Raw genomic sequence first — 13,691 nt, 5'->3', positions numbered from 1 at the left:
GTACGCCTTGCCGTAATGCCGTTCCAGCCGGGACTGCAACAACTCCAGCCCGATCGACATGATCCAGTACAGCACCGCAGCGGTGGTCAGCATCTCGATGTAGCGATAGCTGGACCGGCCGTAGGACTGCGCCAGAAACATCACTTCCCAGACCCCCATCACGGAAATCAGCGACGAGTCCTTGAGCATCGAGATGAACTGGTTGGTCGTCGGCGGGATGATGGTGCGCATCGCCTGAGGCAGGGTCACGCGCCAGAATATCTGGGTGGGGCGCAACCCCAGCGCCAGTGCCGCTTCACTTTGTCCGGCCGCAACACCGATGATGCCTGCGCGAAAGATTTCGCTCAGGTAGGCCCCGTAGTTCAGCGACAGGGCAATCACGCCTGCCATGATCGCGCCCGGCACGATCCCTACCTGCGGCAAGCCCAGGTAGATCAACAGGATCTGAATCAGCAGCGGCGTGCCGCGAAAGAACGACGCGTAGAAGCTGGCAATACCGAACGCGACCGCACTGCTGGAAAGCCGCGCCAGCGCCGTAACGAAGCCCAGCACCACCGACACGATGATCGAGCACAACGACACGAACAGCGTCAGCGCCGCGCCCTGCAGGAAGCCGTTGGGCGCCAGGTGCAGGCCGATCAGGTTGGGCAACTTGTCGAGAATGATCGACAGCTTGAGGTCGAAACTCAGGAAGAAGCCCGCGAACAGCACAAACATGACCAGCCAGGTCAGGTAAAGCCGCGTGCGGAAACCGAAGATGCGCTTGAGCAGGCCTTGATCGGCCTGCTCGGGTGGACGTGGGAAGGAAGTCATTTACTGATATCGGCGCCGATCCACTTTTGCGACAGCTTGCTCAGGGTGCCGTCCTTTTTCAGCTCGGCGAATACGTCGCGAACCTTGGCGTCCCACTCAGGATCGTTCTTCTCGATGGCGACGAAGTTAGGCTCTTCATACAGCGACTCGCCGGCCAGCTTGAAGCGTTTGTCCTGATCCAGACGCGGCTTGGCGGTCACCAGGTTGGTCAGCACGGCATCCAGTCGCACGCCTGCGCCAAGTCCCAGGTCCTGGAAGGCCACGTTGTCGTTGTCGTACGGGGCGATCTGTACGTTCTCGAACGGGTATTGCAACGGCTTGTCTTCAGCGCCTTCGATCACCAGGTTCTTGTTCAGATAACTTTCATAGCTGGAAGCGCTGGTCAGCCCGACCTTTTTGTCGCTCAGGTCCTTGGCCGAGTGAATGCGGTCATCCTTGGCATTGACCACGATGACGGCAGGTGATGCGTAGTACTCGACCGGGAAGTTGAAGACTTCAGCACGGGCTTTGCTCGGGGTCATCGAGCAGACGCAGATGTCGTAACGGCCGCTCCAGCGACCGGCGGCGATCACATCCCAGGACGGTGTTTCCAGGCGCAGCTTGACGCCCAGCTTCTGTGCCACAGCCTTGGCCACGTCGACATCGAAGCCGTCGAGTTCGTTCTTGTCGTTCAGAAACGAGAAGGGCGGGTAACTTTCCATGAGGACGTTGACCAGCTCTTTGTTCTTCTGCACGCGGTCCAGAGTGGCGCCGGCCAAGGCTTGAGTGGAGGCCGCCAGAGTAACCAGGCCAATGCCCAGCAAAGCGCTAAGTTTCACAGATGTCCCCTGAGAAAGTGTTTGTAGTTTGATGAAAGTGCCGTATTAAATACGTTATACAAGACTGACTCATAATGAGTTTTTTTCATATGCATATAAGTAGATCAGCTATGACTCAAGGCACCACTGTAATTCTTGATGGCGGCATGGGCCGCGAACTACAGCGTCGCGGCGCGCCATTTCGTCAACCTGAATGGTCTGCGCTGGCCTTGAGCGAAGCGCCTGAAGCCGTCAGCGACGTGCACGCCGCTTATATCGATAGCGGCGCTCAGGTGATTACCAGTAACAGTTACGCGGTGGTGCCGTTTCACATTGGCGAAGAGCGTTTTGCCAAAGAGGGTCAGGCACTGGCGGCATTGGCCGGAAAACTGGCCCGGGCGTCTGCCGATGCATCAGGTGGTCGTGCGCGGGTAGCCGGTTCGATTCCGCCGTTGTTCGGCTCCTATCGTCCTGACTTGTACAAGCCTGAGCGCGCCGCGGAAATCCTGCAGCCTCTGGTCGCCGGTCTGACGCCGTATGTGGACCTCTGGCTTGCCGAAACCCAGAGCTGCATCCTCGAAGCGCAGACCATCCGCGCGGGTCTGCCAGCCGACGGCAAACCGTTCTGGCTGTCCTTCACGCTGCAGGACGAAGACACCGACGAGGTCCCGCGCCTGCGTTCCGGCGAGCCCGTGGCGGATGCTGCCCGGGCAGCGGCCGACATGGGCGTCGCCACCTTGCTGTTCAACTGCAGTCAGCCGGAAGTGATTGGCGGCGCCATTGATGCTGCCCGCGACGTGTTCAAGTCGCTGAACGTCGATATCGCCATCGGTGCCTACGCCAACGCCTTCCCGCCGCAACCCAAGGATGCCAAGGCCAACGACGGGCTGGATGAGCTGCGTGAAGACCTCGATCCGCAGGGTTATCAGCAGTGGGCGGCAGACTGGGTCAAACGGGGTGCTACGCACATCGGCGGCTGCTGCGGCATCGGGCCTGAGCACATCGCGGTTCTGTCTCGCAGTCTTTAAGCCACAGCTTTAAAACCTCGAAAAGAAAAACCCCGTGGCCCTTTCGAGTCCACGGGGTTTTTCATGTTGACGGCTGAATCAGCTGGCAATCAGATCAGGCGAAGCTCTGTTCCTGATTGGTCTTCTCGGCCAGTTCCAGGTTCTCGTCGTTCTGGCTGCTGACGCGTTCATACAGCTCTGCGTCAGTTTCCAGCGCCTTTTCCCGCGCCGGGAAAATCTCGTTGAGCTTGGCGGCCCATTCGGTGCGGGTTTTTTCCGGGAAGCAGCGCTCGATCAGTTCCAGCATGATCGACACGGTGACGGAAGCCCCCGGCGAAGCGCCGAGCAATGCCGCGAGCGAGCCGTCTTTGGCCGAGACCAGTTCGGTGCCGAATTGCAGAACGCCGCCTTTCTTGGCGTCCTTCTTGATGATCTGCACGCGCTGACCGGCCACTTCCAGACGCCAGTCTTCAGCCTTGGCCTCCGGGTAGAAGCGCCGCAGCGACTCAAGACGCTGCTCCATCGACTGCATCACTTCGCTGACCAGGTACTTGGTCAGGTCCATGTTGTCACGCGCTACTGCCAGCATTGGCTTGATGTTCGCCACGCGCACCGACAGCGGCAGGTCCAGGAACGAGCCGTGCTTCAGGAACTTGGTGGTGAAACCGGCGTAAGGTCCGAACAGCAGGGATTTCTTGCCATCGACCACGCGAGTATCAAGGTGCGGTACCGACATCGGCGGCGAACCCACTGCAGCCTGGCTGTAGACCTTGGCCTGGTGGTGCTTGACCACTTCCGGGTTGTCGCAACGCAGCCACTGACCGCTGACCGGGAAGCCGCCAAACCCTTTGCTCTCTTCGATACCGGACATCTGCAGCAACGGCAGTGCCGCGCCGCCCGCACCGAGAAAGACGAATCTGGCGTCGATCTGACGCGTGCCGCCGCTGTTCACGTCCTTGATGGTGACGGTCCAGCCGTCGCCCTTGCGGGTCAGGTCGGTTACACGCTTGCAGTATTTGACCTGGGCGTCAGGGGCGCTGGACAGGTGCTTGAGCAACTGATGGGTCAGCGCGCCAAAGTTGACGTCGGTGCCGTTCATCATGCGCGTCGCGGCGATTTTTTCGTCGACCGGACGGCCCGGCATCATCAGCGGCATCCACTCGGCAAGCGTTGCCTTGTCTTCGGTGTACTCCATCGAAGAAAACGCGTGGTGCTTGCGCATGGCCTCAAAACGGGTCTTGAGGAAAGAGATACCCTTTTCGCCCTGAACGAAGCTCAGGTGCGGAACCGGGTTGATGAACGACTTCGCCGAACCGAAGGTGCCTTTGCGGGCCAGATAAGCCCAAAACTGCTTCGAGACTTCGAACTGGGTGTTGATGTGCACCGCTTTCTTGATGTCGATGGAGCCATCGGCAGCGGGCGGGGTGTAGTTGAGTTCGCACAGGCCGGCATGGCCGGTGCCTGCGTTGTTCCATGGGTTGGAACTCTCTGCAGCACCGGAGTCCATGAGCTCAACGACTTCCAGCTTGAGGCCGGGGTCGAGCTCTTTGAGCAGTACGGCCAGCGTGGCACTCATGATGCCCGCTCCTACCAGTACGACATCGACTGCTTCGTTATGCGCCATTAACGCGTCTCCAAAATCTGCAGCACCAAATTGACGGCATACGATCCTGAGGCTGTGTGCCGGGAGGTCGGGGCAAGGGTCTGGGTTGTGCCACTCGCTTCCCGGCCAGGATCGCCTGTCCGATTCTTCGCAATTTTTCGCATCTCAAGCGCAGGTCCCGGTCAGGCTCAGTCTAGGTTCATCGTAAGGCATGAACGCATGTTAGAACCCGCTCGGCCATACGACCATCGTCAAGGTGTCGGTCACGCAGGCGACCGGTCCCTGCCGATGATCGTCAGGCTCCGGTGATGGAGGCGCAGTCGCGGTCAGTCCTGTTCAAAAGGGCCGGTTCAGACGCTGATGGTGCATTTACAAACGCATACCTATTCATTTGCTCGCCACACTCTTGTGAAGTAGTGAAACCGTTTTTCACGTTCTTTTGGAAACGCGAACCAAACCTCAAAAATGGCTGCGGTAGCAGCGCTGGCAGGTCGGTGCATACAAGGTGAGGCGCTGACAGACCAGAAAGGTTCGATAGGATTCGAGCGATTCTGCACCGTTCATCGAGCACACCAGCGTGCAATGACCTGTGTGGGCGGCTCTCTGTGGGCAGAACGGAGGCGCTAATACGGCGATTAGCAGTGCTGCGAGGCCCGATCAGGAGACGTCCTTATAATCGGGGGGAGATTATAGCGATGAAACGACGAAAATTGATCGGTTTAAGTGACTTTTATTCGCGATCGGGTCAGGCGGTGATTAACTGGCGACGCGCCGCTCGCACGTCACGCTGCGCAACACGTGCACTTGCGGGCAGTGGCTGGTTCAGCCAGTTGATCCGTTGTTCGTTGACTTCGACCCACTCATGCCCGGACGGACGCTCTGCGCAGTGCTTGAACGCGCGGCAGATACCGGCGTGATCAACACGCGCGTAGTGGCGATGCTGGGGACGTGCGGTGAAGAGGGACCAGAAAAGATTCATGGCACAGCTCCTTGGGTGAGTGAGCGTCGAGGCAATGAGGGCAAGTCTGCCGCCTTGTTGTGACGCCCTGATTACACGTCGCGCAGCTGAACCATCGGGGTTTTGTGAAGGTCCCAGCCTTGCTGGTGGGTAGATACTGGTTTGCCAGCGTTGCACGCCGCTATACTGCGGCACATTTAGTGCCTGGCCCATGGAGAGATGAGCATGCTGCGTCGCCTTTTGTTCGGTTTGCTTGCTGTAAGCAGTTTGACCCTGGTGGGCTGCGCCCACAGCCCTCAACAACTCAGCCCGCAACCCAAGATCAATGCCCAACTCGCGCCTGTAGGACGCGGTCAGCCGGTCGTTGTGCGTGTGGTAGACGGTCGTCCTGGCCCGACACTGGGCACGCGTGGCGGTATGTACCCTGAAACGAGTGCCATCAGCGTCAGCGGCAACGACATCGTGCCCAAGTTGCAGGCTCAGGCGGAAGCCGCTGTACGTCTGCTGGGCTTCACGCCCACTCAGGGTGGCAGCAACGCACCTCAACTGACCGTGACCCTGGCCGACCTCAAGTATCAGTCGCCAAAAGAAGGCCTGTACGTGACTGAAGCCACCATCAGTTCGACCTTCCGCGCCGATGTACGCAACAACGGCCGTAACTACAGCGGCCGTTACGCTGCGTCGCTGGACCAGCGTTTCGGCATGGCGCCGAATCAGGAAACCAACACCAAGCTGGTTAGTGACGTGTTGAGCGATGCACTGACCCGTGTGTTCCAGGATCCGACCATTGGTTCGACCCTGTCGCAGTAACCTGCGCTGACTAAAAAGCCCGGCCCTCGATGAGAGGGCCGGGCTTTTTTACGTCTGCAGACTGCTGGCCTGGTCAGGCTGCCTGCTGATAGAAGCCCAGAAAGCTGAAGCCGGTGTCCTGATCCACATCCGGCAGATCGTGATGCACATGGCCGCCCAAGGCGCAGTAGACCAGCCAGTGGCGGTCCTGAACGTTGAACGCCAAGGCGTCGATCAGCTCCTGCTGTTCATCGCTTTGGGCGATCAGATAAAGGCGATCCTGGTTTTTTGCATGCAGCATGACAAGCTCCAAAAGGAAGGAAGTCCGTTTCTTGAGGAGCCACACAATGCCGAGGGCGCGTTACGGTTAGGTGACAGCGGCGGGGAAATTTCTTACAGGATGAGTCGTGGCTGGATCGTGCCTGCGCATGAGCGATGGGCACGATCAGCCGTTCACGCTTACAACGCCAGACCGGCTTTTACCCGATACTGATTGCGCACCGGCGTCGCGTACTGTTGCACCAGATAAGGCCGGTGCTCGGCGGGTGCGCCAGCGAGCCTGCTTTCCCATTCATCCCTGGCGCGATTGAGCTCGTCGGCCGGGAACAGGTCGGCAGCCAGTGGCACGTTCAGGCTTGGGTCGGCGTCGGCCCATTGCGCGTAAGCCAGGTAATGCACCGGGAACAGGCGATAGCCGCCAAGAATCTGCCGATCCATCTCGATGGCCAGTTGCTTGGTGTCTTCGAAATGTTCGGTGATCGGTGGCGCGAAGTTCACGTGAACGCGACCTTTATAGCCGGTGATGCCCAGCGCAATGCTCACGTCGTCCTCGCCCGGCGTCTTGGTGTAAGAGCCCGTAGTGGCGCGGATGTATAGCTCGCGGGCCTTGGCGTGGTCGCACGGATCGTATTCGTAGCTGATCGACACCGGAATCAGGTTCAGCGAGCGGATCACGTCACCGAAGGGTTCTTCCTTGCGGCTCATGTGAAACATCTTGAGGATTGCTGACTCGGTACGATCATCCCCGTCCTTGGCGCGACCTTCTGCCTGGGCGATCCAGATCGACTGGCAATCCTGGGTGATCGAGTGGTTGATGTACGCCGACAGCAGTTGATACGCCGCCATCTTCTCGCGACGCCCTATGATCGAGCGGTGCACGATGAAGCTCTTGTTCAGGCGCATCAGGTCGCTGACGAAGGGCTTCTGCAGCAGGTTATCGCCAATCGCAATGCGTGGTGTAGGCAGGCCTGCGTGGTACACGGCGTAGTTGACGAACGCGGGGTCCATCACGATATCGCGGTGGTTGGCCAGAAACAGATAGGCGCAGCCGGACTTGAGCTGCTCGACACCGGTATACGTGACGCCGTCAGTGGCGCGCTCGATGGTGTGGTCGACGTAGTACTCGACCTTGTCCTGCAAGGTGGCGACCGAGTCGATGCCTGCGAATTCGCGGCGCAGCTTGCGCGCCAGGGTCGGTTGCAGAAACCAGCCGAATGCGGGTGCCAGACGTGGAAAACGGAATTTGGTCAGGATCGCGAGAAAGGCTTTATCGCTCAGCAACCGCGCCAGAACGGCCGGCACTTCTGAATCGTTGTAAGGTCGGATGGCATCGAATTCGCCCATCATGCTCTCTTGTTTGAATCGGATAGGGTAAAAAGAAGGCAGGTTTGTCACGACAACCTTCGAAGAATGGCGCAATTATACGCACAACTGATCCCGGAGACCGCGATGCAGGAATTACAGAGTTACGACTGCCCTTACTGCGGTGAGGCCGTGGAAACATTGGTGGATCTCTCCGGCGGTGATCAACAGTACATTGAAGACTGTCAGGTCTGCTGCCGCCCGATCGTATTCGACCTCCAGACCGACGGCGAGCAATGGACGCTGGATGTACGCACCGAGAACGAGTGATGCAGAGAATCTACGAGCCGGAAAACCTTATGGAAGGTGAGCTGCTGCAAGGCATGCTGGCCAGCGAAGGCATCGAAGCGCACCTGGCAGGGCGTGATCTGCTCGGCGGCATGGGCGAATTGCCGGTCTTCGGTCTGCTCTGGATCACCGTCGAGGACGACAAGGTTGAGCGCGCACGCGAACTGATCACTGCGTACAATGCAGCCTCGCCGTTGCCCGGTGGCGATGAGCCGGACAGTTTTCCCGATGTACTGGTGTGTTGAACGCCTTCATTTAAAGAGTCCGATTACCCCTCATGTGTGGACGTTATGCCCTGTTTCGCTGGACCCCCGCGTTTGCGGCCCTGCCCGGTTTTCCGACCGACCAGCAGGCCCAATGGAATATTTCTCCGGCCGACTGGGTGTTGATCATGCGCGCCGCCGAGGGCGACGGCGACGTCGAGCTGGTACGGGCCCGCTGGGGACTGACACCGGCATGGCTCACGGATCTTTCCCGCACGCCGGCCCACGCCAGGGCTGAAACCGTGGCCGAACAACCCATGTTCCGCGAGGCGTTTCTCAAACGTCGCTGCCTGCTTCCCGCCAATGGCTTTTACGAGTGGCGCGGCACCTCACGCAAACGTCCGTTCTGGCTCACGCCGGGCGAGGGGGCTGCGTTGTTTTTCGCCGCCATATGGGAAGCATACCCGGTTCAGGGGCACACCTATCTAAGCGTGGCGGTGGTCACTCAGGCGGCAGCGACCCAGCGTCGTCCGCTGATTCTCGATGCCGAAGGGCAGAAAGCCTGGCTGGCTGCCGACACGCCGCTCCACACACTGCAAGCCTTGCTCGCAGCGCCGCAGATCGCACTGCGCGAGCGTCCGCTGGCCAATCTGGTCAACGACCCGAAACTCAACGCGCCCGAGTGCCTGACGCCGTTGAGTTGACAAGACAGGTAGGGAGGCCGACACCCTTCTGATACACAGCTGACATGCAGAGGGAACCAATTGCTGCTGCAACGTACCAACATGGCAATTGGCTGGTATCTGGCGCTGGACGTATTCACGTCCTAGGATGACCGCCTCATCAACAAGGAGAAGTCTTATGCGTCAGTCATTTGCCCTATGTGCCTTGAGCGCAGCGTTATTGCTCGGCGGGTGTCAGGCCGTCAACACGACCTCTGGCGATTCCGTCGGGGTCGAGCGCAAGCAGTACATGTTCAGCATGCTCTCCACGGATGAAGTGAACAAAATGTACGCGCAGTCATACCAGCAGACCGTTGGCGAGGCGAGCAGCAAGGGGGTGCTGGACACCACCAGCGCGGAGGCCAAACGCGTCAATGCGATTGCCAAACGACTGATAGCACAGGCTCCGAAGCTGCGCCCCGATTCTGCCCAGTGGCAATGGGAAGTGAATCTGATCAAGAGCGATGATTTGAACGCCAACTGCGGCCCTGGCGGCAAGATCATTGTGTACACAGGCCTGATCGATACCCTGAAGCTGACCGACGACGAAATTGCTGCGGTCATGGGCCACGAAATCGCACACGCCTTGCGTGAGCATGGGCGTGAAGCGATGTCCAAGGCGTATGGTGTGTCTATGGCCAAGCAGGGCGCAGGTGCCTTGCTCGGTATGGGGCAGGACAGCCTGGCGCTGGCCGACACAGTGGTCAACTACAGCCTGACTCTGCCCAACAGCCGCAGCAACGAAAACGAAGCAGACCTGCTGGGTCTGGAGCTCGCCGCACGCGCCGGTTACAACCCTAACGCGGTGATCACCCTGTGGCAGAAAATGACGCAGAACGCCGGTGGTTCGCAGCCCGAGTTCATGAGCACGCACCCGGCATCGCAAAACCGGATTGCCTCCTTGCAGGCTGCCATTCCCAAGGTGATGCCGCTGTATCAGAGCGCGCCCAAGTCCTGATGAGTGCGAAGGCGCGGGGCGAAGCGTAAGGCCTCGCAACGCGCCTGACAGGCTGCGGTCAGACCCAGCCGCTGACCTGCATGGCCTTGTACACCGCTACCAGTGCCAGCACGAAGAACGCACACGCGGCCAGTCGACGAATCATCGTCAGCGGCAGTTTTTCGGCCGCGAAATTACCCGCCAGTACCACCGGCACGTTGGCGATCAGCATGCCGACCGTGGTGCCGAGAATCACCAGCCACAGGTAGGAATACTGCGCCGCCAGCATGACGGTCGCGATTTGCGTCTTGTCGCCGATTTCCGCGATGAAGAAGGTGATGAGGGTGGTCATGAACGGACCGAATTTGCGTGCCGTGCTGGCTTCGTCATCGTCCATCTTGTCGGGCACCAGGGTCCAGAGCGCCGTGGCGGTGAAGCTGGCAGCCAGAATCCAGTGCAAAACCGCATCGGAAAGGAAGTTGCTGACCCAGGCGCCTACTGCACCGGCCGCGGCATGGTTGGCCAGGGTCGCGGCAACGATACCGGCGATGATGGGCCAGGGCTTGCGAAAGCGTGCGGCGAGGATGAGCGCGAGCAACTGCGTCTTGTCACCGATTTCGGCGAGCGCAACGACTGCAGTAGGGATGAGAAAAGATTCCAGCATCAGGTTTCCTAAGGGGCGGGTCGACACGGCTATGACACGTACAGCCTTCCCGCCCCGGGTAAGGTGTGCGTGTCATAGGTCTTGTCAAACCACCGATCCGTCTGAGCGGATTCCGGGTCGCACGTACCATGGTCTGAGGACCAAGTATGTTGATACGTGCCGGACGAGCGCGGGGCTCGTGGGAGACTACTCCCCTAGGACGGAGCGGATTCTGCCTTCGCAAAATCCTTTCGGCAAGCTCTTATTTCAAGAACGTTTGGCGCTGTAGATCTTGAAGCCATTGCCCTGGGCACGGACTTCGCAAGCGCCCACATGCTCTTCGATGAGCGGTTGATAACGCAGGAAGTTATTGGCCACCAGGCGCAGTTCGCCGCCTGATTTCAGATGTTGGCGTGCTTTTCGTAGCAGGTTTTCTGTCGCCATGTAATCTGTGTGAACCCCGACATGAAACGGCGGATTGCTCAAAATCGTGTTCAAACCCATCGGCGCGGCGTCGATGCCGTCACCCGTCAATACCTGTGCTTCCAGGCCATTGGCGGCCAGCGTCAGGCGAGAACTGGCCGTGGCGAATGCATCCACATCCAGCATCACCACCTCGTTATGCGGGTAGCGACGTTTGACCGCTGCACCCAGAACACCCGCGCCACAACCGAAATCGAGCAGATTGCCGCTCGGCAGCTTGTCGATATTGTCCAGCAGCAGCGCCGAGCCGCGATCGAGGCGGCCATGGCTGAATACACCCGGCAGGCTGATGACGGTCAGCGGACCGTCCTGCAGGTCGATCTGATAAGGCTTGGCAAGGCTTTCCAGGCTGACTGCCTGTGGGGCGTTTTCGACCGTGACCTGCCACAGTTGGCAGTGACGTGCGCTGTCGAGCTTGCGTGCGCGGCCGAACGGGCTCAATTGCCGGGCAGCGGCTTCGATACCGCCGCGTTTTTCGCCGACCAGAAACAGCTCTCGGCCTTGCAGGCGCGAGGCCAGCGCGTTAAGCAGGTAGTCGGTCAGGTCGCGGGCCTTGGGCAGGAACAGCACGGCGGCGTCGAATGGCTGTTCTGGTGCCTCAACGCCAAAGTGAGTACGCCCCTCGAAGCGCGCCTCCAGCGCCGACTGGTCACCGGCATGCCAGCACCAGCCACGGGCTTGCGGCAGTTTTCCGAGCAGGTCGTCGGCAGGCAAACCGGCCAACAGCAGCGAGCCTTGAAACAGCTCGGCCTGACGGAGTAACACTTCACTGCGCGGGTCCATGGAATGGCTCCTGAAAAAGCGCGCAGTTTAACAGGATTAGTCGCTTACGCAGGGCGCTTGAGAAACCGTATCGCTCGCGAAGGGGGCGGTACATTCAGTCAAAGATGTGGCGTCTGGAAGTCAGTCTTCGTGGACAAGTCCACTCCCACGAGCAGGAGCGGACTTGTCCGCGAAGGGGGCGGTACAGTCAGCCGAAGATGTGGCGTCTGGAAGTCAGTCTTCGTCGACAAGTCCACTCCCACGAGTAGGAGCGGACTCGTCCGCGAAGGGAGCGGTCGATATCACCCGCTCACAACCCGGACTGGCGCACCGGCGAAAAATGCCTGGGCGTTTTCGGTGACCTGGCTGACGATGCGCTGGCGGGCTTCCTTCGCGCCCCATGCGCTGTGCGGGGTGATGATCAGGCGCGGGATGTCGTCTGCCAGCAGAGGATTGCCTGCTACTGGAGGCTCGACACTCAGCACATCTGACGCTGCGCCGCCCAGATGCCCGTTACGCAGCGCGTCGGACAGGGCCTGCTCATTGATCAGCCCGCCGCGGGCGGTGTTGACGATGAGTGCATGGGGCTTCATCAGGCTCAGCTCATGAGCGCCGATCATGTCGCGGGTGTTCTCGTTGAGCGGGCAGTGCAGGGTCAGTGCATCGACCTGCGGCAGCAGTTCTTCCAGTGGCAGGCGATCCGGGCGTGCAGGCCTGCCAGGAATCTGTCCCGACAACACACGCATACCAAATGCCTGCGCCAGCTTCGCAACCGCGCCGCCCAGTTCGCCATGACCCAGCAGGCCCAGAGTCTTGCCTTCAAGTTCGACAATGGGGAAATCCAGCAGGCAGAACTGTTTAGATTGCTGCCACAGCCCTTGATGCACGGCTTGCTGATAGTCCGGCAGGCGAGTGGCGAGCGCCAGCAGCAAAAGGAGTGTGTGCTGAGCCACGGAAGGCGTTCCGTAGCCCTGGCAGTTGCACACGGTCACGCCATGTTCGCGAGCCGCCGCCAGGTCGACATTGTTAGTCCCTGTCGCCGTCACTAGAACCAGCTCCAAGTCGGGACATGCTGCGAACGTGCTGGCATCGATCAAGACTTTGTTGCTGATAGCAACCTGAGCACCTTTCAGACGCTCGACCACTTGCTCAGGTCCTGTGCTGGCGTGCAGCACCAGTTCGCCAAAACGTTCACGCAGGGCCCCGAGATCCAGATCGCCCAGATCCAGAGACGTATGGTCGAGGAAAACTGCTCTGCCGGGTTTGCTCATAGCTGTACCTTTTGCCGGGGAGTTGGAAAGCGTAGTGTGACCAGCCTATCAGAGCTCAGGCTCGACAACATTCCAGGAGACCCGTCATGTACTGGCCAGAATTTCTGACTGTCGCATTGATCCATTTGCTGGCTGTCGCAAGCCCCGGCCCTGATTTTGCCGTTGTGGTGCGCGAGAGTGTTACCCATGGCCGCAAGGCGGGGACATGGGCGGCGCTGGGCGTCGGCTCGGCGATTTTCGTGCATGTGGGTTATTCGCTACTGGGCATCGGAATCATCGTTTCTCAATCCATCGTGCTGTTCAATGCGCTGAAATGGGCGGCGGCGGCCTACCTGCTCTACATCGGCTTCAAGGCCCTGCGCGCCAAGCCGTCCAGTGCCGCGGATGACGTCGTCAAGACCGTCGCTGGCGAGCGTACGGCGCGTGGCGCCTATGTGAGCGGGTTCGTTACCAACGGCCTGAATCCCAAGGCGACGTTGTTTTTCCTGTCGCTGTTTACGGTGGTGATCAACCCGCATACCCCATTGCTGGTGCAGGGTGGGTACGGCGTTTACCTGGCTGTCGCCACGGCCGTCTGGTTCTGTCTGGTGGCCCGGCTGTTCAGCCAGGCACGCGTGCGCGCCGGTTTTGCGCGCATGGGCCACTGGTTCGACCGGGCGATGGGTGGGGTGTTGATCGCTCTGGGCATCAAGCTTGCGCTGACCGAAGTGCGTTGATGTTCGGTGCACAAAACTGACACATGAATCTGTAATGGTCCCTTGAATCGCCGGTTCG

Annotated in this window: 16 protein-coding genes and 1 riboswitch; of the genes, 7 read left to right on the top strand and 9 right to left on the bottom strand. The window is 59.8% G+C overall.

Annotated elements, in window-relative coordinates; all coding sequences use genetic code 11:
• Both H8S56_RS07360 and H8S56_RS07355 read right to left on the bottom strand, forming a co-directional pair.
• A partial coding sequence (locus H8S56_RS07360; protein WP_187518254.1) for an amino acid ABC transporter permease occupies window positions 1-813 on the bottom strand: 813 nt, incomplete at its 3' end.
• The gene (locus H8S56_RS07355) at window positions 810-1,631 is read right to left on the bottom strand and encodes an ABC transporter substrate-binding protein (protein WP_024686029.1); all 822 of its coding nucleotides are present in this window, start codon (window positions 1,629-1,631) and stop codon (window positions 810-812) included. The genes H8S56_RS07360 and H8S56_RS07355, both read right to left, overlap by 4 nt.
• Before the next feature lie 110 nt (window positions 1,632-1,741).
• Between H8S56_RS07355 and H8S56_RS07350 the strand changes: the two genes are divergently transcribed.
• Window positions 1,742-2,638, top strand: coding sequence for a homocysteine S-methyltransferase family protein (locus tag H8S56_RS07350; protein ID WP_187518253.1), 897 nt, complete (start codon window positions 1,742-1,744; stop codon window positions 2,636-2,638).
• 94 nt (window positions 2,639-2,732) lie between these two features.
• Here the strand turns inward: H8S56_RS07350 and mqo are convergent, their stop codons facing one another.
• Entirely contained in the window at window positions 2,733-4,241 is a 1,509-nt protein-coding gene (gene mqo / locus H8S56_RS07345; protein WP_187518252.1) for a malate dehydrogenase (quinone), read from the bottom strand.
• 724 nt (window positions 4,242-4,965) lie between these two features.
• On the bottom strand, window positions 4,966-5,199 hold the full coding sequence (locus tag H8S56_RS07340) for a hypothetical protein (protein ID WP_187518251.1): 234 nt from the start codon (window positions 5,197-5,199) through the stop codon (window positions 4,966-4,968).
• 204 nt (window positions 5,200-5,403) lie between these two features.
• Between H8S56_RS07340 and H8S56_RS07335 the strand changes: the two genes are divergently transcribed.
• Window positions 5,404-5,988 (top strand): YajG family lipoprotein, encoded by a 585-nt coding sequence (locus tag H8S56_RS07335; protein ID WP_024686025.1) that lies wholly within the window; start codon window positions 5,404-5,406, stop codon window positions 5,986-5,988.
• A 73-nt stretch (window positions 5,989-6,061) separates the two neighbouring features.
• On the opposite strand, the gene H8S56_RS07330 is transcribed toward H8S56_RS07335, so the two are convergent.
• Together H8S56_RS07330 and H8S56_RS07325 are read right to left on the bottom strand one after the other, a co-directional pair.
• Window positions 6,062-6,268: a hypothetical protein gene (locus tag H8S56_RS07330; RefSeq protein ID WP_073172411.1), complete on the bottom strand. Its 207-nt coding sequence runs from the start codon at window positions 6,266-6,268 to the stop codon at window positions 6,062-6,064.
• Between the two features lie 158 nt (window positions 6,269-6,426).
• On the bottom strand, window positions 6,427-7,590 hold the full coding sequence (locus H8S56_RS07325; RefSeq protein ID WP_032622618.1) for a 1-acyl-sn-glycerol-3-phosphate acyltransferase: 1,164 nt from the start codon (window positions 7,588-7,590) through the stop codon (window positions 6,427-6,429).
• A 105-nt stretch (window positions 7,591-7,695) separates the two neighbouring features.
• Between H8S56_RS07325 and H8S56_RS07320 the strand changes: the two genes are divergently transcribed.
• The 4 genes from H8S56_RS07320 (at window position 7,696) to H8S56_RS07305 (ending at window position 9,779) form a co-directional block, all read left to right on the top strand.
• Window positions 7,696-7,878 (top strand): CPXCG motif-containing cysteine-rich protein, encoded by a 183-nt coding sequence (locus H8S56_RS07320; protein ID WP_024686022.1) that lies wholly within the window; start codon window positions 7,696-7,698, stop codon window positions 7,876-7,878.
• A complete protein-coding gene (locus tag H8S56_RS07315) occupies window positions 7,878-8,141 on the top strand; it encodes a putative signal transducing protein (protein ID WP_024686021.1) in 264 nt (87 codons plus the stop codon). The genes H8S56_RS07320 and H8S56_RS07315 overlap by 1 nt, the downstream gene beginning before the upstream one ends.
• Window positions 8,142-8,173: 32 nt before the next feature.
• Window positions 8,174-8,803, top strand: coding sequence for an SOS response-associated peptidase (locus H8S56_RS07310; protein ID WP_024686020.1), 630 nt, complete (start codon window positions 8,174-8,176; stop codon window positions 8,801-8,803).
• Between the two features lie 157 nt (window positions 8,804-8,960).
• On the top strand, window positions 8,961-9,779 hold the full coding sequence (locus H8S56_RS07305) for a M48 family metallopeptidase (RefSeq protein WP_187518250.1): 819 nt from the start codon (window positions 8,961-8,963) through the stop codon (window positions 9,777-9,779).
• 58 nt (window positions 9,780-9,837) lie between these two features.
• Here the strand turns inward: H8S56_RS07305 and H8S56_RS07300 are convergent, their stop codons facing one another.
• From H8S56_RS07300 to H8S56_RS07290, 3 genes are all read right to left on the bottom strand, one after another.
• Window positions 9,838-10,422: a TMEM165/GDT1 family protein gene (locus H8S56_RS07300; protein WP_024686017.1), complete on the bottom strand. Its 585-nt coding sequence runs from the start codon at window positions 10,420-10,422 to the stop codon at window positions 9,838-9,840.
• Between the two features lie 69 nt (window positions 10,423-10,491).
• Window positions 10,492-10,630, bottom strand: a riboswitch (yybP-ykoY riboswitch).
• 38 nt (window positions 10,631-10,668) lie between these two features.
• The gene (locus H8S56_RS07295; protein ID WP_187518249.1) at window positions 10,669-11,667 is read right to left on the bottom strand and encodes a class I SAM-dependent methyltransferase; all 999 of its coding nucleotides are present in this window, start codon (window positions 11,665-11,667) and stop codon (window positions 10,669-10,671) included.
• A 281-nt stretch (window positions 11,668-11,948) separates the two neighbouring features.
• Complete coding sequence (locus H8S56_RS07290) at window positions 11,949-12,917, bottom strand: 2-hydroxyacid dehydrogenase (RefSeq protein WP_187518248.1); 969 nt, start codon at window positions 12,915-12,917, stop codon at window positions 11,949-11,951.
• Window positions 12,918-13,003: 86 nt separating this feature from the next.
• Between H8S56_RS07290 and H8S56_RS07285 the strand changes: the two genes are divergently transcribed.
• Window positions 13,004-13,633, top strand: coding sequence for a LysE family translocator (locus H8S56_RS07285; protein ID WP_024684797.1), 630 nt, complete (start codon window positions 13,004-13,006; stop codon window positions 13,631-13,633).
• Window positions 13,634-13,691 lie beyond the last annotated feature (58 nt).

Source organism: Pseudomonas triticifolii, from assembly GCF_014358015.1.
GTDB lineage: Bacteria > Pseudomonadota > Gammaproteobacteria > Pseudomonadales > Pseudomonadaceae > Aquipseudomonas > Aquipseudomonas triticifolii.
The sequence above is the reverse complement of the archived record's forward strand: the minus strand, read 5'-3'. Positions and strand labels throughout refer to the sequence as shown.

Coding starts and splice junctions, on each gene's coding strand:
- H8S56_RS07350 (WP_187518253.1), top strand. CDS start 1,742: ATGACTCAAGGCACCACTGTAATTCTTGATGGCGGCATGGGCCGCGAA.
- mqo (WP_187518252.1), bottom strand. CDS start 4,241: ATGGCGCATAACGAAGCAGTCGATGTCGTACTGGTAGGAGCGGGCATC.
- H8S56_RS07340 (WP_187518251.1), bottom strand. CDS start 5,199: ATGAATCTTTTCTGGTCCCTCTTCACCGCACGTCCCCAGCATCGCCAC.
- H8S56_RS07335 (WP_024686025.1), top strand. CDS start 5,404: ATGCTGCGTCGCCTTTTGTTCGGTTTGCTTGCTGTAAGCAGTTTGACC.
- H8S56_RS07330 (WP_073172411.1), bottom strand. CDS start 6,268: ATGCTGCATGCAAAAAACCAGGATCGCCTTTATCTGATCGCCCAAAGC.
- H8S56_RS07325 (WP_032622618.1), bottom strand. CDS start 7,590: ATGGGCGAATTCGATGCCATCCGACCTTACAACGATTCAGAAGTGCCG.
- H8S56_RS07320 (WP_024686022.1), top strand. CDS start 7,696: ATGCAGGAATTACAGAGTTACGACTGCCCTTACTGCGGTGAGGCCGTG.
- H8S56_RS07315 (WP_024686021.1), top strand. CDS start 7,878: ATGCAGAGAATCTACGAGCCGGAAAACCTTATGGAAGGTGAGCTGCTG.
- H8S56_RS07310 (WP_024686020.1), top strand. CDS start 8,174: ATGTGTGGACGTTATGCCCTGTTTCGCTGGACCCCCGCGTTTGCGGCC.
- H8S56_RS07305 (WP_187518250.1), top strand. CDS start 8,961: ATGCGTCAGTCATTTGCCCTATGTGCCTTGAGCGCAGCGTTATTGCTC.
- H8S56_RS07300 (WP_024686017.1), bottom strand. CDS start 10,422: ATGCTGGAATCTTTTCTCATCCCTACTGCAGTCGTTGCGCTCGCCGAA.
- H8S56_RS07295 (WP_187518249.1), bottom strand. CDS start 11,667: ATGGACCCGCGCAGTGAAGTGTTACTCCGTCAGGCCGAGCTGTTTCAA.
- H8S56_RS07290 (WP_187518248.1), bottom strand. CDS start 12,917: ATGAGCAAACCCGGCAGAGCAGTTTTCCTCGACCATACGTCTCTGGAT.
- H8S56_RS07285 (WP_024684797.1), top strand. CDS start 13,004: ATGTACTGGCCAGAATTTCTGACTGTCGCATTGATCCATTTGCTGGCT.